The sequence below is a fragment of the Streptomyces sp. NPDC015346 genome, assembly GCF_043078785.1.
In the GTDB taxonomy this organism is placed as follows: Bacteria; Actinomycetota; Actinomycetes; order Streptomycetales; family Streptomycetaceae; genus Streptomyces.
This window is the reverse complement of sequence record NZ_JBIBTW010000005.1, coordinates 548,361-569,761: the sequence shown is the minus strand read 5'-3', so window position 1 is coordinate 569,761 and position 21,401 is coordinate 548,361. Positions and strand designations below refer to the sequence as shown.

The following is a 21,401-nucleotide window of genomic DNA, read 5'->3' as shown; positions in this document are numbered from 1 at the left end:
GCGGTCGGCGGCCCCGCGGAGGGGTGACGTACCCACACCTCAGACGATCGAACCGTCCACGAAGCACCAGCGCCAGCGTTCCCCCGGCTCGAAGGTCCGCATCACCGGGTGTCCCGTGGTCGAGAAGTGCCCCGTGGCGTGCCGTCCCGACGACGAGTCGCAGCACCCCACGTGCCCACAGCTGAGGCAGAGCCGCAGCTGGACGGGGTGGGTGCCGGCGGACAGGCACTCAGGACAGGTGTCCGTCAGCGGCGCCGGTTCGGGGCGCGGCATTTCGGCGACGTGAGGGCACTCGCTCATGATGGCCAGGTTACGTGGTGGACCGAGACGGGGACCGGGCATGGACGCACTGCAGTTGGTGGCACTGGTCGCGGCGAGCGCCGCGGTGGCGGGGGCCGCCCGGAGAACCCCGGTGCCCGCGCCGCTGCTCCTGGTGGCGGCCGGACTCGCCGCCTCGTACGTCCCGGGCGTCCCCGACTACACGCTCGATCCGCACATCGTGCTGCCGCTGATCCTTCCGCCGCTCCTCCACTCGGCCGCGGTGGACTCCTCGTACCTCGATCTGCGGGCCAACGTCCGGCCGGTCGCCCTGCTCTCCGTCGGCTACGTCCTGTTCGCCACGGTGGCGGTCGGCTGGCTCGCGTACGTCCTCGTCCCGGACCTGCCGCTGACCGCCGCGCTCGTGCTCGGCGCCGTGGTCGCGCCGCCGGACGCCGTCGCGGCGACCGCGATCGCCCGCAAGCTCGGGCTGCCGAACCGCATCACCACCATCCTCCAGGGCGAGTCCCTGGTGAACGACGCCACCGCGATCACCGCCTACAAGGTCGCGCTCGCCGCGGCGGTCGGGGAGGGCGTCAGCTGGGCGGGCGGGATCGGTGAGTTCGCCCTCGCGGCGGTCGGCGGGATCGGCGTCGGACTCGTGCTCATGGTGCCCATCCACTGGCTGCGCTGCCGCCTGGACGGCCAGGCCCTGCTCCAGAACACCCTCTCGCTGCTCATCCCCTTCGTCGCCTACGCCGCCGCCGAGGAGGTCGGCGCCTCCGGCGTCCTCGCGGTGGTCGTCGTCGGCCTCTTCCTCGGACACCGCAACTGGCAGGTGGACTTCGCCACCCGCCTCCAGGAGGAGGCCGTCTGGAAGATGGTCGCCTTCATCCTGGAGTCCTCGGTCTTCGCCCTCATCGGACTCCAGCTGCCGTACGTCGTCCAGGGGCTCGGGCGGTACGGGATCGGCGAGGCCATCTGGTACGCGGTGGGCGTCTTCGTGGCCGTGGTCGTCGTCCGGTTCGTCTGGGTCTTCCCGGCCACCTTCCTGCCGCGCGCGATGTCGGAACGCATCCGGCGCCGCGAACCGGGCGTGAACTGGAAGGCGCCGGTCGTCGTCGGCTGGGCCGGCATGCGGGGCGTGGTCTCCCTCGCGATCGCCTTCTCGATCCCGGTGGCCACCGACGGCGTCGAGTTCCCCGCGCGCAACCTCGTTCTCTTCCTCACCTTCACGACCGTGATCGGGACCCTGGTGGTGCAGGGCCTCACCCTGCCGCCGCTGATCCGGCTCCTGAAGCTCCCCGGCCGCGACACCCACGAGGAGACCCTGGCCGAGGCGCAGGCCCAGAGCGAGGCATCCAGGGCCGCCGAGGAACGCCTGGAGGCGCTCCTCGCCGACGAGCGCAACGCCCTTCCGCAGCCGCTGGCCGACCGGCTCCGCACCGTCCTGGAGCGGCGCCGCAACGCGGTGTGGGAGCGGCTCGGCGCCGTCAACCGCATCACCGGGGAGACGGCCGACGACACCTACCGGCGGCTCGCGCGGGAGATGATCGAGGCCGAGCGGGAGGTCTTCGTCCGGCTCCGCGACGAGCGCCGGATCGACGACGAGATGATGCGCACCCTGCTGCGCCGCCTGGACCTGGAGGAGGCGGCGGCCTACCGCGAGGAGACCTCCTGAGGCGCCCCGCCGTCAGGACCGGGAGCCGGTGATCACCGCCGCGATCCGGGTCCCCGGGGCGAAGGCGCCCTCCTGTGCCAGGGCGACAAGTCCGTAGAGCATTTTGGCGACATACAGTCGCTCGATGGCGAGTCCATGCCGCGCCTCGAAGTCCTGGGCGAACGCCTCCAGGGCCGGCGTCGTACGGGCGTACCCACCGCAGTGGAAGCGCTCGTCGAGGGACCAGGCGCCCCGCGGGCCGCCGAAGGCCGCCGTCTGGAGCGCGCGGATCTCCGCGCCCAGGAAGCCGCCCTTGAGGACCGGGACGCCCAAAGCCCGCTGCCCGGCGTCCAGACCGGCCGCCAGGCCCGCGAGGGTGCCGCCCGTGCCGCATGCGACCATGACGACGTCGGCGGCGCCGGAGAGCTCCCTGCCCAGCTCCACGCACCCTTGGACGGCGAGCGTGTTGCTGCCGCCCTCGGGCACGACGTACGTCCCCGGAGGGGACTGGGCGAGCAACGGGGCCAGCACCTCGGGGTCGTTCTTCGCCCGGTACGTCGCCCGGTCCACGAACACCAGCCGCATCCCGTCCGCCGCGCACGCCGCCAGCGAGGGGTTCAGCGGCCGCCCGGCCAGCTCGTCCCCCCGGACGACCCCGATCGTGTCGAAGCCGAGCAGCCGGCCGGCGGCGGCGGTCGCGCGCAGGTGGTGGGAGTACGCGCCGCCGAAGGTGAGCACCGGCCGGCCGTCGGCCGCGCGCAGATTCAGCGCCAGCTTGCGCCACTTGTTGCCTGGCAGCTCCGGGTGGATCAGGTCGTCGCGCTTGAGCAGCAGCCGCAGACCGCGCCGGGTGAGACGTTTGTCCTCGACCGGCTCCAAGGGGGACGGGAGCCGGGGCCGCAGCCGGGAAAGTGCGAGGTCGAACGCGTTCACCCGGCCATTGTCGCGCGGACACGGCCCAGGGGGCCCCGCCGGACACCCCCTAGCGCAGTCGCTCGGCGATCCGCTTCCGCATCGAGGACATCGTGAAGCCGCGCGGGTCCACCTTCCCCGGCTGCCACTCCAGGTGGCCGATCACCGAGCGATGGTTCCAGCCGTGCACCCGGCAGACCGCGGCCGCGGCCTTCTCGATGGCCTCCAGCTGGACCTTCGGCCACGGATCCTCGCCGTTCCCGAGGTTCTCGCACTCGAAGCCGTAGAAGTGACGGTTGCCGTCCGTGGTGGCCTCGTTGTCCGGCGGGAGGCCCTGCTCGGCGATGACCGCCCGCAGCACCTCGTCGTCGCCGGCCCCCGCGTGGTTCGCGCGGCCGTAGCCGACCAGGTGGACGGTGCCGTCCTTGGTGATCACGCCGTGACAGAGCGGGCCGGGCAGCGACGCGTAGCCGTCGCGGCAGATACGGACGGTGTTCGCGGTGCCCCGGGTGACGGTGTGATGGATCATCACGCCGTGGACGGGGCCCCAGGGGCCCTTGTGGTTGCGGTTGTGCGTACGCCAGTCGCCTACCTCGACGACCGAGAGGCCCTCGTCGCGCAGGGCGGCGAGGAACCTGCTCGCGGGCATGGGTGCGGCCATGGCCGACTCCTTCGGACAAGCGGAACGGGAGGGACGCTCTCACCGGAGTACCGGAGGGGTGCGCTCCCAGCCATCCGTTCGGGCCGTGTGCGAGCCGATCCGGACATTGCGCCAACGGGGCCGAAATGGCTGCGCTGTTCGAGTGGAAACCGGGTGACATGCCCACTCGGCGGTGATCCACTCCCACTCATTTGTGTAATGGCGCCCGCACTCTCCGTGCTGAAAGGCTTCCTCTCGCAGCTCAGGCATATCGAGAGGGAGTTCCATGTCCGTTGGTTCGGTTGGCGACGAGGTCCGCGCGGAACAGGCAGGCCCGCAGCAGAGTCTCGGTACCGCCGCCGCGCGGAACCTGGCGACCACCACCAAGTCGGCCCCGCAGATGCAGGAGATCACCTCCCGGTGGCTGCTGCGGATGCTGCCGTGGGTCCAGGTGCAGGGCGGCACGTACCGGGTGAACCGGAGGCTCAGCTACTCCGTGGGTGACGGCCGCGTCACGTTCGTGCAGACCGGTGAGCGGGTCGCGGTCATCCCCGCGGAGCTCGGCGAACTCCCCGCCCTGCGGGGTTACGAGGACGAGGAGGCCCTCGCCGAGCTGGCGTCGCGCTGCGTCCAGCGGCAGTACGCCGCCGGAGAGGTCATCGCCACCGCCGGCGAGCCCACCGACCGGGTCCACCTGCTCGCCCACGGAAAGGTCGAGCAGATCGGTGAGGGGCCGTACGGCGACGAGGCGATCATCGGCGTCCTCGCCGACGGCTCCTACTTCGGCGACAGTTCGCTGACGCGGGACGGCGCCACCTGGGAGTGGACCGCCCGGGCGGCCACCGCCTGTACGGTCCTCGAACTCACCCGGGACGACGTACGGAACCTCGCGGAGCGGGCGACCTCGCTCGGCGCCCACCTCGCGAGCTTCGCCGCGCTGCCCCACCAGCGCACCAACAAGTACGGCGAGGCGGCGATCGACCTCTCCGCCGGTCATGTCGGCGAGGCGGTCGTCCCGCACACGTACGTGGACTACGACGCCTCGCCGCGCGAGTACGAACTGTCCGTCGCGCAGACCGTGCTGAAGGTCCACAGCCGGGTCGCCGACCTCTACAACCAGCCGATGAACCAGACCGAGCAGCAGTTGCGGCTCACGGTCGAGGCGCTGCGCGAGCGCCAGGAGCACGAGCTGATCAACAACCGGGAGTTCGGCCTTCTCTCCAACTGCGACTACGGACAGCGGCTCCAGCCCCACGACGGCGTGCCCAGCCCGGACGACATGGACGAGCTGCTCTCCCGCCGCCGGGGCTCCAAGATGTTCCTCGCCCACCCCCGCGCCATCGCCGCCTTCGGGCGCGAGTGCAACCGGCGCGGCCTGGTCCCCGAGTCCATCGAGATCAACGGCAACCGGATCCCCACCTGGCGCGGTGTGCCGATCTATCCGTGCAACAAGATCCCGATCTCGGACACCCGGACCACCTCGATCATCTGCATGCGTACGGGCGAGTCCGAGCAGGGCGTGATCGGCCTGCACCAGACCGGGATCCCGGACGAGATCGAGCCGAGCCTGTCCGTCCGCTTCATGGGTATCGACGAGCAGGCGATCATCTCCTACCTGGTCACGGCCTACTACTCGGCGGCGGTGCTCGTCCCGGACGCCCTCGGTGTCCTCGAGAACGTGGAGGTCAGCCGCTGGCACTGACCCCCGGCGAGCCACGGCGGGGGCCCCGGACCGGCCCCCGCCCCGCCCACCCCGCGCCGAGCGAACAAGGAGGGAAGACCGTGACCATGACCCGTGCGGACGCCACTGCCGACAGTCGGAGTGCCGTGGCGCTCCTCGACCAGACACGGACCGTCGTCCATCCCCAACTGCGTTCGACCGTCGAGTCGTTGCCGGGCTCCATACGGAGAGTGGCGATGTACCACTTCGGCTGGGAGCAGGCCGACGGCTCCCCGGCCGCGGGGCAGGCGGGCAAGGCGATCCGGCCCGCCCTCGTGCTCGCCGCCACCCGCGCGCTCGGCGGTGATCCCACACCGGCGATCCGGGCGGCCGCCGCCGTGGAGCTGGCGCACAACTTCACCCTGCTCCACGACGACATCGTGGACGAGGACCCGACCCGCCGTCACCGGCCGACGGCTTGGAAGGTGTTCGGTGTCCCGGACGCGCTGGTCGCGGGAGACGCGATGCTCGCGCTCGCCCTGCGGCTGCTCGCCGAGGACGGCCACCCGGCATCGGCCGCCGCCTCGGCCCGGCTCGCCGCGTGTGTCATCGAACTCTGCGCCGGCCAGCAGGCGGACTGCGCGTTCGAGCGGCGCGGCCCGCACGAGGTCTCGCTGGACGAGTGCCTGGCGATGGCCACCGCCAAGACGGGCGCGCTGCTGGGGTGCGCCTGCGCCGTGGGCGCGCTCTACGCGGGGGCGGGGGAGGAGGAGGTGGCGGCGATGGACGCGTTCGGCCGGGAGGCCGGGCTCGCGTTCCAGCTCATCGACGACCTGATCGGGATCTGGGGCGACCCGGAGCGCACGGGCAAGCCGTCCGGCGCCGATCTCGTCGCCCACAAGAAGTCGCTGCCGGTGGTGGCGGCGCTCGCCTCGGGGACCGAGGCGGGGGAGGAGCTGGCCGCGCTGTACGCCCGTACGACACTCGACGCCCCGGCGGTACGGGCGGCGGCGGACGCGGTCGAGCGGGCGGGCGGCCGGGACTGGGCGCAGACCGAGGCGGCCGACCGGATGGCCCGGGCCGTCCAGCAGCTCTCCCGCGCGGTCCCGGACCTGACGGCGGCGGGGGACCTGCTCGCCCTCGCGGAGTTCGTCACCCGTCGGACCCGGTGAAGCGGCTCAGGCCTCCGGCACGATCCGGGTGACCACCGTCTCGATGAGGGTGTCCAGGGCTCGCTCGTCGTGGAGGCCGGGCACCGTGAAGTGGTCCAGCAGCAGGCCGGTGAGGGCGAAGTAGAGCAGCCGGACCGTGTCCGCGTCGCCCGGCATCCCGGACGCGAGGTGCAGGCGGATGTTCTCGTCGAGGTCGGCGCGCAGCACCTTGGTGAGCTGGGTGCGCAGTTCCGGGCGGCGCGCGGCCTCCAGGCGGAGTTCGAAGAGCCCGAGATAGCAGGTGCGCTCGGCCGCCATCCGGCGGGCGACCCACCGCATCAGCTCGACGACCAGCTCCCGGCTGGGCTCGGGCCGCAGGGCCGTCTCCAGGGAACCCGCTTCGGGGGTCAGCCGGACGAAGATCTGGTCAGCGACCTGGGAGAGCAACTGGTCGCGGTCGGCGAAGTAGTTGGACGCGGTGCCCGTCGGCACCCCCGCCCGCGCGTCGACCGCGCGGAAGGTCAGCCCGCGGGCACCTTCGTCCGCCAGCACCTCGATCGCGGCGTCGAGCAGGGCCGTCCGGCGCTCCGGATTCCTCGCCATCGTGGGCTCCTTCCGTCCCCTTCGGGATCTCTTCGAAAAATAGGTCTTGCGCAACCACTACAGGTGAAGCACTATAACCGTCGTGGTTGCGATCGCAGCCCCACCCTGAAGAAGAAGAGGACCGGTTTGCGCAAGCTCACCTATTTCGTCGCCTGCACCATCGACGGGTTCATCGGTGACCCGAAGGGCGACGCCACCTCCACGTACCAGTACGTGGCCGGGGAGTACCTGGAGTACATGAGGACCGAGTTCCCCGAGACCTTCCCGGCCCACGGCTGGGAGATGCTCGGTGTCGACCCCGACTCCGAGAACCAGCGCTTCGACACCGTGATCCAGGGCCTGAACTCGTACCGGATCGGCCTGGACGTCGGCATCACCAGCCCGTACAGCCACCTGCGCGAGCTGGTCGCGACCCGCTCGCTGACCGAGTCGCCCGACCCGAACGTCGAGCTGATCGCCGACGACCTGGTCGGTCGGGTCCGCGAGCTCAAGGCCGAGGACGGTCCGCTGGGCATCTGGCTCTGCGGCGGCTCCACGATCGCCGGTGAGCTCATCGACGAGATCGACGAGCTGATCATCAAGACGTACCCGCAGGTGTACGGCTCCGGCATGCCGATGTTCGGCGCCGACTTCGAGCCCCGCGACTTCGAGCTGGGGGCGGTCCGCACCTTCGACAACGGCGTGCTCGTCCGTACGTACACCAGGAAGCGGTGACAAGGGGGCCGCTCTACCCTTGAGGTATGGGCAGCCAAGGACTTCACACCGGCCACGATCCACAGGCCGAGCCGGTCTGCCCGGCCTGTGGCCGGCCCGTGGGTACGGCCATCCGGCGGCACAAGGTCATGGGGGCCTGGGTGCCGTACTGGGAGGCACGGCCGTGCTCCAACCCGCGGTGCGCGCTCTTCGGGAGGAAAGCCGACGGCTCGATCCCGACGGGCGCCGAGGTGGCCGAGGAAGGCGGGGAGAGCGGGGAGAGCGGTGGCACGGGGGAGCCGGAGGTCTCGACGACCACCGAGCCCCCGGAGGGTTCCGCGCCCGGAGGTGCGGATGCAGCCACCACGCATGTGAGCGGCAAGAACGGCGAGACCGGGAGAAGTCCGGCCTCTGGGTGACCGGCCGCGCGGAGACGCCGGTCAGACCGCTACAGTCCGCGCATGTCATCGGAGTCGACGGAAGTCTGGACCGGCTGGTACCGGGATCGCAGCGGCGCGGAAGCGATCGTGATCACGGCGAGTGGGAGCCGGGTGTCCACCCGGATCAGGGGAATCGAGTACACGGGCGCGAGCTTCGCCGCCCTGTGCGCGGCGGGCGCGGCGGAGGAGGGCGGCGAGGCCCTCACCGGCTGCGTACTGGAGTGGGACCTGCCGCTCCCCGTCGTCATGGACGGCAGGACCGAGCAGGCCACCCTCAGCTGCCTGCTGACCCTCGGTGAGCGCGTGGACCTGAGCCTCACGCTTCACTACGCAGGCGCGGCCTTCGCGTCCGGCATCGCCGGGGGTGACTTCGAGGAGGCCCTGGAGCGGGTCAAACGTCAGCTGCCGGCCGGGGCCGAGTTCGGCCGCCGGCTGCTCCAGGCCGCCTGACCCGACCGGGATCGCCCCGCCGTCCGGCGGGGCGCCGGAAACCCGGTGGGGCGCCGGAAACCCGGTGGGCGGGAGCCTCAGGAGGTCTTGAACGCCGAGGCCAGGCCGTAGCGCCACAGCTGGTCGACGCGGGCCCGCTCCTGGGAGTTCGGCTGGGCGTTCTGGCAGGAGGTGCCCGGGCCGCCGCCGGACATCAGCTCGCTGCACGGGCCCGAGTAGTGGTCCGGGAGGCCGAGGACGTGCCCGGTCTCGTGGGCGGTGACGCGGGTGGAGTTGTACTGCTGGTTCTGGCGGTAGTCGAGGAAGATGTAGCCGCGGCCGTGGCCGTCGGTGGAGGCGTACGAACCGCGGGAGTCGTTGCCCTCGTAGTAGCGGAAGTCCGGGTTGCTGCCCTCCACCAGCCGCACGTTGACCACGGAGCTGTTCCATATCTGCGTGCTGCGGGCGATCTGGGTGCGGAACGTGGGGGCGTTGGCGGCGCTGTAGACGACGGTGACGGCGGTCGCGCCCGGGTTGGCGGCCCGCTTCTGGGCCACGGACTTCACGACGGCGTCGAAGAAGGCCTTGGTGGCCTTGGCCTCTTCGGCGGACCCGGCGTAGGCCGCGTAGCCGGAGGGCGCCGCGGCCGAGGCGATGGGCGCGGCCGCGGCGGTGGGCGCGGCGCCGAGCGCGGCGGCGAGGCCGAGGCCGAGGGTGGCGGCGAGCGAGGCGGTGAGGACCTTGGGGTGTCTCATGGGGGGTGGCTCCTCCTGATCGGTTGGAGAGAGTGTCGGGGGAGCCGGGGCCGCGGCGGATGATGGCAGCAGGCGATAACGCGGGCGCATCACCACGGCCGGGGCCCCGCCGTCGTGCCCGCCAACTCCCGTAGATCCCAAGGGGATTGGTGTGCTTCCGGTGTCTGGTGCGCCCCGGGGTGCCGCCCTACCCTCGGCACATGGAGCTGGAGGTGAGGCATCTGCGCGCGCTCTGCGCCATCGCGGACACGGGCAGTCTGCACAAGGCGGCGCGGCAACTGGGCGTGAGCCAGCCCTCCTTGACGACCCAGCTCCGCCGGATCGAGCACGCACTCGGCGCCGAACTCTTCACGCGCGGCCGCACCGGCTGCCGACCCACGCCGCTGGGCCGTGCGGTCCTCAGCGGGGCGCGGCCGCTGGTCGATCAGATGGCCACGCTGATCACCGAGACGAGGGCCGCCGCCGCCCGCGCCGACGGGCCGCTGCTGCGGGTCGGTTCGACCGCGAGCCGGGCCCTGCCGGGCTGGCTGCGCCGACTGCGCCAGGGCAGCCCGGGCACGGACATCGCGCTCCACATGGACGTCTCCGCCAACGCGCTGCTGCGGTCGGTCGCCGCCGGTCAGCTGGACGTGGCCTTCGTCCACGAGGTGGAGGGGTGCCCGCTGCGGGTGCCGGAGGGGCTCCAGGAGCGGGTCCTGGTCGAGCGGGAGCCCCAGTTCGTCTCGATGGCCCGGGACCACCCCGCCGCCGCGCGACCCGTGGTGGAGCTCGCCGACCTGGCCGAGGACCGCTGGATGGTGGACCCGACCGTGGACGGCGAGTGGGACGGGCTGCGCCGCGTCCTGCGCGAGGCGGGCATCGACCCGCCGCTCCTGCACGGCGACTACCACACCGCGGCCTCCCTGATCGTGCTCGGCGAGGCCGTGGCGCCCTGTCAGCCGACCTCCGGCCCGCGCGAGGACATGGCGATCCGCCCGCTCCGCGACGACCCGCTGGCGGTACGTCTGCTGCTGTACGCCCGCCGCGGGGCGCCGCTGGACCCGCTGTACGACGATCTCGCGGCGGCCTACCGGGAGGCGGCACTGCGGGCCGCGCCGTACCGGCAGTGGATCCGGCTGCACGGCATGTCGGTGGGGCCGGGCATGATGACGGCATGACGGATCCTGTGGACACGGCGACGCTCATCGCGCCGGCGGAGCACGTACGGGCGGGTGCCGCGGCGCCGGCGGACGTCGCCGAAAGGGAACAGCGGTGAGCGCCGCACGCGTGCGCCACGCGCTTCCCGGCGACATGGAGCGGGTGGCCGAACTGGCCGCCGAGCACGCGACCTACGAGAAGGCCGCACCACCGGCGCCGGGCCTCGCGGACCGTCTCTCCCGCCTGCTGTTCGGCCCCGAACCGTCCCGCCTGCGCTGCCTGGTCGCCGAACTCCCGGACGGCCGCCTCGTCGGCTACGCCACCTGCGCCCCCGAACTCTCCACCTGGGACGCGGCCGAGTACCTCCACATGGACTGCCTCTACCTCTCCGCGTCCCAACGCGGCCTGGGCCTCGGCCCCCTCTTCATGACGGCCCTGCGCGCCGAGGCCCGCGCCCTGGGCCTCCCCGAGATCCAGTGGCAGACCCCGGCCTGGAACGAGGGAGCGATCCGCTTCTACGACCGCCTGGGCGCCACCTCGAAGCAGAAGCTCCGCTACACCCTGCCGGTGGAGTGACAGGAGCGCCCAGCCGAAGGGGCCCAAGCCGAAGGGGCCCAAGCCGAAGGGGCCCGACCGGGATCGCCGGCCGGGCCCCTTCGGGCGGTGCTTGGGGGAAGAAGGTCAGGCCTTCTTCGTCTCCCAGAAGATGCGGTCGATCTCGGCGATGAGTTCCAGCGCCTTCTCGCCCGTCTTCGGGTCGGTCGACGCCTTGGCGGCCGAGAGGGCCTTCAGGGTGTCGTTGATCAGCGTGTGAAGCTCGGGGTACTTCTCGAAGTGCGGCGGCTTGAAGTAGTCGCTCCACAGCACCGAGACGTGGTGCTTGGCGAGCTCCGCGCGCTGCTCCTTGATGACCGTGGCACGCGCGCGGAAGTGCGCGTCCTCGTTGGCCTGGTACTTCTCCTGGACGGCCTTGACCGACTCGGCCTCGATCCGGGCCTGGGCCGGGTCGTAGACACCGCAGGGGAGGTCGCAGTGGGCGCTGACCTTCACCTTGGGGGCAAACAGGCGGGAAAGCATGCAGCTGTCCTTCCTCGTGATCGTCTTCTCAGGTGGGAGATTACTCCCCGAGAAGCCTGTTTTCGCGAGCGCCCCCTGGGGCTTAGGACAAAAGTCCAGGGTCACCATGGGACTCGTGTACGAGTGGACGATCGGACCGGGAGGTGCCGGATGACGGAAACGGGGCGGGAGCCGGGGCGGGGGGCCGGGCCGTTGTTCGGGATCGCCGAGGTGACCGGGGTGTCCATGGTGCCCACGCTGCTCCACGGCGACCAGCTGCTCGTGCGCTACGGCGGACGGCTGCGTCCGGGGGACGTGGCGGTGCTCCGGCATCCGCTGCAGCAGGACCTGCTCATCGTCAAGCGGCTGATCGAGCGACGGGGCGGCGGCTGGTGGGTGCTCGGCGACAACCCCGACACCGAGGGCGACAGCCGGGTCTTCGGCGCCGTGCCGCCGGAGCTGGTCCTCGGCCGCGTACGGGCGCGCTACCGGCCCGTGACTCCCGGGCGCCGGCGCTCGCCGCTCGTGGTGCTCTCCTGGCTGTTCTCGGCCGTCAGGCCGGTGTGGTCGTCGTCGAGGGCCTCCCGGCCGACCTGGTCGGTCCGTTCGGCCTCCAGGCGCTTGCGGGCCCGGTAGGCGGCCACGTTGGCGCGGGTCGCGCAGCGGTCCGAGCAGTAGCGGCGGGAGCGGTTCGTCGAGGTGTCCAGGTAGGCGTTGCGGCACGGCGCCGCCTGGCACAGGCCGAGCCGGTCGGCGCCGAACTCCGTCAGGTGGAAGGCGAGCCCCATCGCCGCGATGGCCGCGTAACCCGCGGTCGCGTTCGAGGGATGGTCGGCGAGATGCATGTGCCAGCGCGGCCGCCCCTCGTCGTCCAGGTGGTCGTGTCCCGAGATCTGCGGGCTGACCGGGAACTCCAGGAGCAGCGAGTTCAGCAGGTCCACGGCGTGGGTGTGGTCGCCCTCGTCCGCCGCGGTGAAGACCGCCCGCAGCCGGGCGCGGACCGAGCGGAAGCGCGTGACGTCGGCGTCCGTGACGCGCCGGGCCATCTGCGAGGCCTCGCCGAAGAGCTCGCGGACCGCCTCGACCGAGGTCAGGGAGTCCTTGTTGCGGGCCGGCTCCTCGGTGTTGACCAGACGCACGGCGTAATCCGAGTAATAGGCCAGTTCCACTTGTAGTCCTTACTCCGGCGGTCTAGGGTCTCGGGAGGGAGGGGTAAGCGATGGTTCCCCTCCGAGGGTATTACGAAGAGGGGAAGGTGCGGAGATGACGGACGCGACGACGACCGGAACCGACTGGGCGGCCTGGCAGCGGAGCTGGGACCGTCAGCAGGAGTGGTACATGCCGGACCGCGAGGAGCGGTTCCGCGTGATGCTCGACATGGTCGAGGCCGTGGTGGGGCCCGAGCCCCGCGTCCTGGACCTGGCGTGCGGTACAGGGAGTATCACGGACAGGCTCCTCAAGAGGTTCCCCGGAGCGACCAGCACCGGCGTCGACCTCGACCCCGCCCTGCTCGCCATCGCCGAGGGCTACTTCGCCGGCGAGGAGCGCGTCACCTTCGTGACCGCCGACCTCAAGGACCCGGAGTGGGTCACGAAGCTCCCCCACACCTCGTACGACGCCGTACTCACCGCCACCGCGCTGCACTGGCTGCACACCGAACCGCTCACCGCGCTCTACGGACAGCTCGCCGGTCTCGTCCGCGACGGCGGTGTCTTCATGAACGCCGACCACATGATCGACGACACCACGCCCCGTATCAACGCCGCCGAGCGCGCGCAGCGCCACGCCCGCATGGACCGGGAGAAGGCCGCCGGAGTCCTCGACTGGGCGGACTGGTGGGCGGTGGCCGCCAAGGACCCCGTCCTCGCCGAGCCCACCGCCCGCCGCTTCGAGATCTACGGCGAGCACGCCGACGGCGACATGCCCTCCGCCCGCGTCCACGCCGAGATCCTGCGCGCCGCCGGCTTCGACGAGGGCCGCCCGGTCTGGGCCTCGCCGTCCGACACCCTGCTGCTCGCGCTGAAGTAGCCCCCCCGCGACCACACGGAAGGGGCGGTACGGGAATCCCGTACCGCCCCTTCGTCCGTCGTACGAGCTACAGCACCTTGGACAGGAACGCCTTCGTCCGGTCGTGCTGGGGGTTGCCCAGGACGTCGCGCGGGTTGCCGGACTCGACCACCACACCGCCGTCCATGAAGACGAGGTTGTCGCCCACCTCGCGGGCGAAGCCCATCTCGTGGGTGACGACGATCATCGTCATGCCCGACTCGGCGAGGTCGCGCATGACGTCGAGGACGTCACCGACCAGCTCCGGGTCCAGCGCCGAGGTCGGCTCGTCGAAGAGCATGAGCTTCGGCTCCATCGCCAGCGCACGGGCGATGGCGACACGCTGCTGCTGACCGCCGGAGAGCTGCGAGGGGTAGTTCCCGGCCTTGTCGGCCAGGCCGACCCGGTCGAGCAGCCGCTCGGCCCGCTCACGGGCCACCGCCCTCGTCTCGCCCTTCACCTGGATCGGCGCCTCCATGACATTGCCCAGGGCCGTCATGTGCGGGAACAGGTTGAAGCGCTGGAAGACCATGCCGATGTCCCGGCGCTGCGCCGCGACCTCGCTGTCCTTCAGCTCGTAGAGCTTGTCGCCCTTCTGGCGGTAGCCCACCAGCTGGCCGTCGACGGACAGCCGGCCGCCGTCGACACGCTCCAGGTGGTTGATGCACCGCAGGAAGGTCGACTTGCCGGAGCCGGACGGGCCGACCAGGCAGAACACCTCGCGGGGAGCCACCTCGAGGTCGATACCCCGCAGGATGTGCGCGGCGCCGTAGGACTTGTGGACGCCCTCGGCCTTCACCATGGCGGTCATCGCGTCGCCTCCGGGGAACGCTTGAACGTGGTCAGGTTGGCCCGGATGCGCTGCCACGGGGTGGGCGGCAGGCTGCGCAGCGAACCACGGGCGAAGCGGCGCTCCAGGTAGTACTGGCCGACGCTGAACACGCTGGTCAGGGCCAGGTACCAGATGGAGGCCACGAACAGCATCTCCATGACCGCGCCGGCCGTGTTGCCGATGTTCGACGAGGCCCGCAGCAGCTCCGTGTACTGCACCGCCGAGACCAGCGAGGAGGTCTTCAGCATGTTGATGAACTCATTGCCCGTCGGCGGCACGATCACACGCATGGCCTGCGGCAGCACGATACGGCGCATGGTCTTCGTCTGGGACATGCCCAGCGCGTGCGCGGCCTCGGTCTGTCCCTCGTCCACCGACTGGATGCCGGCCCGGACGATCTCCGCCATGTACGCGCCCTCGTTCAGGCCGAGGCCCAGGAGCGCGACCATGAACGGCGTCATGACGTCCACGGTCTCGTTCTTGTAGATCGGTCCGAGGTTGATGTACTCGAAGATCAGCGACAGGTTGAACCAGACCAGCAGCTGGACGTAGACCGGCGTGCCGCGGAAGAACCAGATGTAGAGCCAGGCGACCGCCCCGGTCACCGGGTTCTTCGAAAGGCGCATCACCGCGAAGAGGACGCCGAGCACGAGGCCGAGCGCCATCGAGGCGACGCTGATGACCACCGTGTTCCACAGGCCCTGGAGCACCGAGGTGTCGAACAGCTTGTCTCCGACGGTGTCCCAGATGACGTTGCCCTGGGAGAAGGCGTAGACGAGCCAGCCGAGCAGCACGACGACGACCACGCCGCTGACCCAGCGACCGTAGTGCCGTACGGGGATGGCCTTGATCGCCTCGTAGGGGGAGCCCGAGGCGCCGGGGCCGGCCGGTGCGGCGGCCGGCCCCTTGTCGATCTTGTCAGTCACAATGACTGCCCTTCAGTGGAGCGCGGGAGGTCACTTGCCGGCGTTGATGGTCGCCGAGGTGACGGCGCTGTCCTTGACGTCCCACTTCTCCAGGACCTTGGCGTACGAGCCGTCCTTGATGATGGCGTCGAGGGCTTCCTTGACCGCGTCACGCAGCTGCGGCTTGTCCTTGGAGACGCCGATGCCGAAGAGGCCGACGTCGCTCTGGCTGCCGACGACCTCGAAGTCGTTGCCGCCGCCGGAGGTCTTCGCGATGTACGCGGCGACCGGGTAGTCGTTCAGGTCGGCGACGGCGCCGCCGGCCTTGACGCGGGTCTGGGCCTCGGCGTCGGTGTCGAACGCCTGGATGGTCAGCTTCTTCGCGCCGCACTTCTCGGCCTGCGCCTTGAAGGTGTCCTCGTAGATGGTGCCGCGCTGGACGGCGACGGTCTTGCCGCACAGGTCGTCGAGGGAGTTGATGCCCTGCGGGTTGCCCTTCTTGACCAGCAGCGAGACGCCGGACTTGAAGTAGTCGACGAAGTCGATTCCCTTGCCGATCTTCTTGCCGCTGTCGTCCAGGCCTTCCTGACGCTTCTTGTTGTCCGTCATCGAGGACATGATCAGGTCCTGGCGGCCGGTGTAGATCGAGGTGATCAGACCGTCGAAGGTGCCCGAGACGAACTCGAACTTCACTCCCAGCTTCTTGCCGAGGGCCTCGCCGAGGTCGGGGTCGACGCCGACGATCTTGCCGCCCTCGGTGAACTCCATCGGAGCGTAGGAGGCGTCCGTGCCGACCTTGATGACGCCGGCCTTCTGGATGTCGGCGGGCAGCTTGGAGAAGAGGGGGGCGTCGGACGACGGAGCGCCGGTCTGGGTACCGCCCTCCGTCTTGCCACCCTCGGTCTGGTCGCCGCAGGCGGTCAGCAGCATGGAGCCGGCGACCGCGATGGCGGCGACCGCGGCAAGACGGGACGTGCGGGTCTTGGCGGCGGTCGTACAGCGCGTGGAGCGTGCGGTCATGGTCGGGTTCCTCCGGCGTGTGAGGGAGTTGCCATAGGCCGCGCACGCACCTTCGGGTGTCGCGACCTCGTGTGATTACGGCATCTTGCCATTCGGACTGCCTCAAACGGGCGGCCACGCATGTCAAAATCGGATAACGGGTGACCCCCGAATCACGACAGACCGCTCCATCAAGGCCGGATCTTCTCCTGAGATACCTCCCCGGAACCGAAAAATCTCCGGTTGATCTCGCCATTCGGACGACACGAAGGCCACGATCCGGTGTACCGATCGGCTTGTCCGGACATGGGGTGACGCGTCTGCTCTGCGCAAGCCGACGATACGGCCGTATGAGTCGTGTCACCGCTCCGTTATGGACTCGTCCGCGGTGCCCTCCGTCCGGTAAGAAGGATCCTTACACCCCTCATCCGGGGCTCAGGGCGCGTTGTGCGGCGCGCCCGCGCGGCTGCCAGACACGGCGGCTGCGGGTTCCGCCCACCCCTCCTCACCAGGAGAGGCCAACCCTCAAGCAATGAAGAATTAAGGGGTCAACCCAATGGCAGCGGAGATCGTCAATCCTCGCAGCGAGAGCGGTACGGAAGGGGCTCAGGAGGAGCCCTTCGATCCGGCTTTCGCCCTGCACCGCGGCGGCAAGATGGCCATCTCGGCCACGGTGCCGCTCCGCGACAAGGACGACCTGTCCCTCGCGTACACACCCGGCGTCGCCAAGGTGTGCACCGCTATCGCCGAGCAGCCGGAACTGGTCCACGACTACACCTGGAAGTCTCAGGTCGTCGCCGTCGTGACCGATGGAACGGCCGTGCTCGGACTCGGCGACATCGGCCCGGAGGCCTCGCTTCCGGTCATGGAGGGGAAAGCGATCCTCTTCAAGCAGTTCGGCGGCGTGGACGCGGTGCCGATCGCGCTCGCCACCACCGACGCCGACGAGATCGTGGAGACCGTCGTCCGGCTCGCGCCCTCCTTCGGTGGAGTGAACCTGGAGGACATCTCGGCGCCGCGGTGCTTCGAGATCGAGCGCAAGCTGCAGGAGCGCCTCGACATCCCCGTCTTCCACGACGACCAGCACGGCACGGCCGTCGTCACCCTCGCCGCGCTCCGCAACGCGGCGAAGCTGACCGGCCGGACCCTCGGTGACCTGCGCGGAGTCATCTCCGGCGCCGGCGCGGCCGGGGTCGCCATCGCCAAGTTCCTGCTGGAGGCGGGGCTCGGCGACGTGGCCGTCGCGGACCGCAAGGGCATCGTCAGCGTGGACCGTGAGGACCTCACCCCGGTCAAGCGCGAGCTCGCGGAGATCACCAACAAGGCGGGCCTCACCGGCTCCCTGGAGACCGCTCTGGCCGGCGCGGACGTCTTCATCGGCGTCTCCGGCGGTACGGTCCCGGAGGCGGCGGTCGCCTCGATGGCACCGAACGCCTTCGTGTTCGCCATGGCCAACCCGAACCCCGAGGTCCACCCCGACGTCGCGCACAAGTACGCGGCCGTCGTGGCGACCGGTCGTTCGGACTACCCGAACCAGATCAACAACGTCCTCGCCTTCCCGGGCATCTTCGCGGGCGCCCTTCAGGTCAGGGCCTCCCGGATCACCGAGGGCATGAAGATCGCCGCGGCCAACGCGATCGCGGACGTGGTCGCCGACGAGCTCTCCGCCGACTGCGTGATCCCGTCGCCGTTCGACGAGCGGGTCGCCCCGGCCGTCGCGGCCGCGGTGGCGGCCGCCGCCCGCGCGGAGGGCGTCGCCCGACGCTGACGCCTCCGGCGCCGAGGCGTGCGGCGCCACCTGTCGTCCGGTGCCACCTGTCGTCCGGCGCCACCCGTACGGGCCGCCCGGTTCCCCTTCCAGGGGCAACCGGGCGGCCCGTCGGCGTGATCGGAGGCATTGTTCCGTCCCGCGTCTTCCAAGGTTCACCCCCAGCTGCTGTGATGCACCGCGCCGGACACCTCAAGCAAGGGGAGACGCGAGTGAATCTGGTCGTCAACGGTGACGCCGAGAGTGGACCCGGGGGGAGCTCCCAGCCCGTCGGCTCCCTCGTCGGATGGAAGATCGCGGAGGGCGCGCCCGCGCTGATCGCGTACAGCCTCGGCGGCGGGTACCCCGGTCCGAAGGACCCCGGGCCCGCGCTGCGGGGGAGCAGGTTCTTCTCCGGCGGCAACAGCCCGAAGACCGTGCTCGTCCAGGACGTCGTCCTGCCGACGGACGGTATCGACACGGGGAACGTGCGCTACGAGATCGTCGGCTGGCTCGGCGGATACGCCACGCAGGAGGACGGCGTCCGGCTCTCCGTCGAGTTCCGGAACGCCAAGGGCACCCCGCTCGCGCTCAGCGTCCTCGGGCCGGTCACCGCCGGCGAGCGCGGCAACAGGACCGGTCTCTTCGAGCGGCGGGAGTCGGCCGCGGTGCCGCCGGGGGCCCGCGTCGCACGGGTGCGGCTGGTGTTCACCCGTACCGGAAGCGGAACCTCGAACGACGGTTACGCCGACGGGATATCGCTCACGCTGACGACGCAGGGGGCAGCCAAGTGACGCTCGACCGACGGAGCCTGATCAAGGCCGCCGCTGCCGCCGGAGCGCTCGGCACCGTGTGGCCGCTCAGCGTCGGGCTCTCGCCCGCGCAGGCCCAGGACGCCGCCCAGCAGCTCGGCGCCGAGTACGACCCAGCCCCCTTCACGCTGGGCGTCGCCTCCGGCGACCCGCAGGCCGGCAGCGTCCTGCTGTGGACCCGGCTCGCCCCGGAGCCGTTCGCCGAGCACCAGAACCTGCCCGAGATCGTCGAGGTCGAGTGGGTCGTCGCCGAGGACAGCGCCCTGTCCAGGGTCGTCGCCCGCGGCACCTTCCCGGCCTCCGCCACCCTGGGGCACAGCGTGCACATGCCGGTCGGCGGCCTCGCCCCCGGGCGCCACTACTGGTACGCCTTCAGGGCCCTCGGCACCACCAGCCGCGTCGGCCGGACCAAGACCGCGCCCCTCGGGGCCGTCTCCTCCGTCCGTTTCGCCTCCGCCAACTGCCAGCACTTCACCTCCGGCTACTACGCGGCCCACCGAGGGATCGCCCGCGAGAACCTCGACTTCGTGGTCCACCTCGGCGACTACATCTACGAGGGCGGCGCGACCACCGGCCACGACCGCGAGCACAACGCCCCCGACCCCTTCACGGTCGGCGACTACCGACGCCGCCACGCCCTGTACAAGGGCGACGCGTCCCTGCGCGAGGCGCACGCCGCCCACCCGTGGTTCCTCACCTGGGACGACCACGAGGTCGTCAACGACTACAGCGGTACGGGTGGAGGGGCGCCGTTCCTCAAGCGCCGGGCCGCCGCGTACCAAGCCTGGTACGAGCACATGCCCCACCGTGACGGGCTGACCGGTGATTCCGCCCTGCCCGACCCGGTGATCCACCGCCGCCGCACCTGGGGCGACCTGCTCGAACTGACCGTCCTCGACCTGCGCTCGCACCGCTCGGCGCAGAACCTGGCGGACGGCACCATCCTCGGCGCCGACCAGAAGACCTGGCTCAAGCAGGGCGTGTCCCAGGCCCCCGACACCTGGCACGTCTGGGCCAACTCGATCATGCTCAGCCAGCTGCGTGGCCGCCCCGGCGGCTCGTACATGTTCACCGATCAGTGGGACGGCTTCCTCGCCGAGCGCAAGGAAGTGCTCGGCCATGTGCACAGCAGCGGCCTGGAGGACCTGGTCGTCATCACCGGCGACTGGCACTCCGCCTTCGTCGACGACATCCGCCCGGACTTCGACAACACCGAATCCCCGGTCATCGGCACGGAGTTCACTGCACACTCGATCTCCTCGAGCGCGTACTCGGCGGACTGGAACCGCACCAACGGCCCCCTCATGGGCGCGGGCAACCCGCACCTGCAGTATTTCGAGGGAAACCGTTACGGCTACGACGTGTACGAAGTGACGCCGCAGCGCTTCACCACCCACATGCGCGTGATCGCCGACCGCCGCGACCCGGTCTCGCCGGTAACGACCCTGACCTCGTTCCATGTGGACCGGGGGAGGGCCGGCGCGTACGAGGACCCCTCGACGAAGAACTCCCCGGCGCAGTACCGCAGGGACTGACACGCGGGGACCGACACGCAGGGTTCGCTCACCGCGGGAACAGACACCGCGGTGAGCGAAACAGCAGGGATCCACGTCACACCGGTGCGCGGTACCGCCGCGCACCGGCCCGACCTACGCTCAGGGTCATGTTCGCTGCCTACGCCGCCCGAATCGACCGCGACCAGCCCCTGAACGGACTTGAGCTCGGCGAACGTCCCGAGCCCGAGGTGCGACCCGGCTGGACGACCGTCACCGTCAAGGCCGCCTCCCTCAACCACCACGACCTGTGGTCGCTGCGCGGGGTGGGACTGCCCGAGGAGAAGCTGCCGATGATCCTCGGCTGCGACGCCGCCGGCATCGACGAGCACGGCAACGAGGTGGTCCTGCACTCCGTCATCGGCCAGACCGGACACGGCGTCGGCCCCGACGAGCCCCGCTCCATCCTGACCGAGCGCTACCAGGGCACCTTCGCCGAGCGGGTCACCGTCCCCTCCTGGAACGTGCTGCCCAAGCCCAGGGAGCTCTCCTTCGAGGAGGCCGCCTGCCTCCCGACCGCCTGGCTCACCGCGTACCGCATGCTCTTCACCAACGCCGGGGTGCGGCCCGGCGACTCCGTGCTCGTGCAGGGCGCGGGCGGTGGTGTCGCCACCGCGGCGATCGCGCTCGGCAAGGCCGCGGGTCTGCGCGTGTACGCCACCAGCCGTGACGAGGCCAAACGCAAGCGCGCCGTGGAGCTGGGCGCCGAGGAGGCGTACGAGCCGGGCGCCCGGCTCCCCCGCCGGGTGGACGCGGTCATCGAGACCGTCGGCGCGGCCACCTGGTCGCACTCGGTCAAGTCGCTGCGGCCGGGCGGCACCCTGGTCATCTCCGGTGCCACCAGCGGCGACCGTCCCTCGCACGCCGAGCTGACGCGGATCTTCTTCCTGGAGCTGAAGGTCGTCGGCTCGACGATGGGCTCGAAGGACGAGCTGGAGGACCTGCTCTCCTTCTGCGCCGTCACCGGGGTGCGGCCGGTGATCGACGAGGTGCTGCCGCTGGACCGCGCGCGGGAGGGCTTCGAGAAGATGGCATCGGGCGAGCTCTTCGGAAAGATCGTCCTCACGACCTCTTGATGGTTCGTCAGGTCAGCTGATGGGATCTCCGGCACCG

23 protein-coding genes and 1 pseudogene are annotated in these 21,401 nt (G+C 70.9%); 14 read left to right on the top strand and 10 right to left on the bottom strand.

Annotated elements, in window-relative coordinates:
* Positions 1-39: 39 nt before the first annotated feature.
* Positions 40-300, bottom strand: a complete 261-nt coding sequence (locus tag ACF06X_RS21575) for a UBP-type zinc finger domain-containing protein (protein ID WP_392288868.1) — start codon at positions 298-300, stop codon at positions 40-42.
* A gap of 40 nt (positions 301-340) precedes the next feature.
* Here ACF06X_RS21575 and ACF06X_RS21570 point away from each other — a divergent pair, with 40 nt between their 5' ends.
* A complete protein-coding gene (locus ACF06X_RS21570) occupies positions 341-1,939 on the top strand; it encodes a Na+/H+ antiporter (protein WP_392288867.1) in 1,599 nt (532 codons plus the stop codon).
* Between the two features lie 12 nt (positions 1,940-1,951).
* On the opposite strand, the gene ACF06X_RS21565 is transcribed toward ACF06X_RS21570, so the two are convergent.
* Both ACF06X_RS21565 and ACF06X_RS21560 read right to left on the bottom strand, forming a co-directional pair.
* Positions 1,952-2,851 (bottom strand): 1-aminocyclopropane-1-carboxylate deaminase/D-cysteine desulfhydrase, encoded by a 900-nt coding sequence (locus ACF06X_RS21565; RefSeq protein ID WP_392288866.1) that lies wholly within the window; start codon positions 2,849-2,851, stop codon positions 1,952-1,954.
* A gap of 49 nt (positions 2,852-2,900) precedes the next feature.
* Entirely contained in the window at positions 2,901-3,491 is a 591-nt protein-coding gene (locus ACF06X_RS21560) for an N-acetylmuramoyl-L-alanine amidase (protein WP_392288865.1), read from the bottom strand.
* Positions 3,492-3,756: 265 nt separating this feature from the next.
* Here ACF06X_RS21560 and ACF06X_RS21555 point away from each other — a divergent pair, with 265 nt between their 5' ends.
* Both ACF06X_RS21555 and ACF06X_RS21550 read left to right on the top strand, forming a co-directional pair.
* The gene (locus ACF06X_RS21555) at positions 3,757-5,172 is read left to right on the top strand and encodes a family 2B encapsulin nanocompartment shell protein (protein ID WP_392288864.1); all 1,416 of its coding nucleotides are present in this window, start codon (positions 3,757-3,759) and stop codon (positions 5,170-5,172) included.
* A gap of 86 nt (positions 5,173-5,258) precedes the next feature.
* Positions 5,259-6,302: a family 2 encapsulin nanocompartment cargo protein polyprenyl transferase gene (locus ACF06X_RS21550; RefSeq protein WP_392289040.1), complete on the top strand. Its 1,044-nt coding sequence runs from the start codon at positions 5,259-5,261 to the stop codon at positions 6,300-6,302.
* Between the two features lie 6 nt (positions 6,303-6,308).
* On the opposite strand, the gene ACF06X_RS21545 is transcribed toward ACF06X_RS21550, so the two are convergent.
* Positions 6,309-6,884 carry a TetR/AcrR family transcriptional regulator gene (locus ACF06X_RS21545; RefSeq protein ID WP_392288863.1) on the bottom strand — a complete coding sequence of 192 codons (576 nt, stop codon included), beginning with the start codon at positions 6,882-6,884 and terminating at the stop codon, positions 6,309-6,311.
* Between the two features lie 126 nt (positions 6,885-7,010).
* Between ACF06X_RS21545 and ACF06X_RS21540 the strand changes: the two genes are divergently transcribed.
* The 3 genes from ACF06X_RS21540 to ACF06X_RS21530 are packed head-to-tail and all read left to right on the top strand — an operon-like array spanning position 7,011 to position 8,467.
* On the top strand, positions 7,011-7,598 hold the full coding sequence (locus ACF06X_RS21540; RefSeq protein ID WP_392288862.1) for a dihydrofolate reductase family protein: 588 nt from the start codon (positions 7,011-7,013) through the stop codon (positions 7,596-7,598).
* Positions 7,599-7,624: 26 nt separating this feature from the next.
* On the top strand, positions 7,625-7,996 hold the full coding sequence (locus tag ACF06X_RS21535) for a hypothetical protein (RefSeq protein ID WP_392288861.1): 372 nt from the start codon (positions 7,625-7,627) through the stop codon (positions 7,994-7,996).
* Between the two features lie 42 nt (positions 7,997-8,038).
* Positions 8,039-8,467, top strand: a complete 429-nt coding sequence (locus tag ACF06X_RS21530; RefSeq protein ID WP_392288860.1) for a DUF6304 family protein — start codon at positions 8,039-8,041, stop codon at positions 8,465-8,467.
* 77 nt (positions 8,468-8,544) lie between these two features.
* On the opposite strand, the gene snpA is transcribed toward ACF06X_RS21530, so the two are convergent.
* The gene (gene snpA / locus ACF06X_RS21525; RefSeq protein WP_392288859.1) at positions 8,545-9,201 is read right to left on the bottom strand and encodes a snapalysin; all 657 of its coding nucleotides are present in this window, start codon (positions 9,199-9,201) and stop codon (positions 8,545-8,547) included.
* A 200-nt stretch (positions 9,202-9,401) separates the two neighbouring features.
* Between snpA and ACF06X_RS21520 the strand changes: the two genes are divergently transcribed.
* Positions 9,402-10,358, top strand: a complete 957-nt coding sequence (locus ACF06X_RS21520; RefSeq protein ID WP_392288858.1) for a LysR family transcriptional regulator — start codon at positions 9,402-9,404, stop codon at positions 10,356-10,358.
* A gap of 133 nt (positions 10,359-10,491) precedes the next feature.
* Entirely contained in the window at positions 10,492-10,914 is a 423-nt protein-coding gene (locus ACF06X_RS21515) for a GNAT family N-acetyltransferase (protein WP_392289039.1), read from the top strand.
* A gap of 105 nt (positions 10,915-11,019) precedes the next feature.
* Here the strand turns inward: ACF06X_RS21515 and sodN are convergent, their stop codons facing one another.
* Positions 11,020-11,415, bottom strand: a complete 396-nt coding sequence (gene sodN / locus ACF06X_RS21510) for a superoxide dismutase, Ni (protein ID WP_158990323.1) — start codon at positions 11,413-11,415, stop codon at positions 11,020-11,022.
* Positions 11,416-11,565: 150 nt separating this feature from the next.
* Between sodN and sodX the strand changes: the two are divergent.
* A pseudogene (gene sodX / locus ACF06X_RS21505) lies at positions 11,566-11,814 on the top strand (nickel-type superoxide dismutase maturation protease); the annotation flags it as partial.
* A 65-nt stretch (positions 11,815-11,879) separates the two neighbouring features.
* On the opposite strand, the gene ACF06X_RS21500 reads toward sodX, so the two are convergent.
* Entirely contained in the window at positions 11,880-12,563 is a 684-nt protein-coding gene (locus ACF06X_RS21500) for a CGNR zinc finger domain-containing protein (protein ID WP_392288857.1), read from the bottom strand.
* Positions 12,564-12,657: 94 nt separating this feature from the next.
* On the opposite strand from ACF06X_RS21500, the gene ACF06X_RS21495 reads away from it, so the two are divergent.
* Positions 12,658-13,422: a class I SAM-dependent methyltransferase gene (locus ACF06X_RS21495; protein WP_392288856.1), complete on the top strand. Its 765-nt coding sequence runs from the start codon at positions 12,658-12,660 to the stop codon at positions 13,420-13,422.
* A gap of 67 nt (positions 13,423-13,489) precedes the next feature.
* On the opposite strand, the gene ACF06X_RS21490 is transcribed toward ACF06X_RS21495, so the two are convergent.
* The 3 genes from ACF06X_RS21490 to ACF06X_RS21480 are packed head-to-tail and all read right to left on the bottom strand — an operon-like array spanning position 13,490 to position 16,197.
* Positions 13,490-14,251: an amino acid ABC transporter ATP-binding protein gene (locus ACF06X_RS21490; protein WP_392288855.1), complete on the bottom strand. Its 762-nt coding sequence runs from the start codon at positions 14,249-14,251 to the stop codon at positions 13,490-13,492.
* The gene (locus ACF06X_RS21485; protein WP_392288854.1) at positions 14,248-15,198 is read right to left on the bottom strand and encodes an amino acid ABC transporter permease; all 951 of its coding nucleotides are present in this window, start codon (positions 15,196-15,198) and stop codon (positions 14,248-14,250) included. The genes ACF06X_RS21490 and ACF06X_RS21485 overlap by 4 nt, the downstream gene beginning before the upstream one ends.
* A 30-nt stretch (positions 15,199-15,228) precedes the next feature.
* Complete coding sequence (locus ACF06X_RS21480; protein ID WP_392288853.1) at positions 15,229-16,197, bottom strand: ABC transporter substrate-binding protein; 969 nt, start codon at positions 16,195-16,197, stop codon at positions 15,229-15,231.
* Between the two features lie 535 nt (positions 16,198-16,732).
* Between ACF06X_RS21480 and ACF06X_RS21475 the strand changes: the two genes are divergently transcribed.
* The 4 genes from ACF06X_RS21475 to ACF06X_RS21460 all read left to right on the top strand — a co-directional run bounded on the left by ACF06X_RS21475 (position 16,733) and on the right by ACF06X_RS21460 (position 21,364).
* Complete coding sequence (locus ACF06X_RS21475) at positions 16,733-17,944, top strand: NADP-dependent malic enzyme (protein WP_392288852.1); 1,212 nt, start codon at positions 16,733-16,735, stop codon at positions 17,942-17,944.
* Positions 17,945-18,156: 212 nt separating this feature from the next.
* Positions 18,157-18,717, top strand: coding sequence for a phosphoesterase (locus ACF06X_RS21470; protein ID WP_392288851.1), 561 nt, complete (start codon positions 18,157-18,159; stop codon positions 18,715-18,717).
* Entirely contained in the window at positions 18,714-20,270 is a 1,557-nt protein-coding gene (locus ACF06X_RS21465; protein ID WP_392288850.1) for an alkaline phosphatase D family protein, read from the top strand. Before ACF06X_RS21470 ends, ACF06X_RS21465 begins: the two co-directional genes overlap by 4 nt.
* A 128-nt stretch (positions 20,271-20,398) precedes the next feature.
* Entirely contained in the window at positions 20,399-21,364 is a 966-nt protein-coding gene (locus ACF06X_RS21460) for a zinc-binding dehydrogenase (protein ID WP_392288849.1), read from the top strand.
* Positions 21,365-21,401 lie beyond the last annotated feature (37 nt).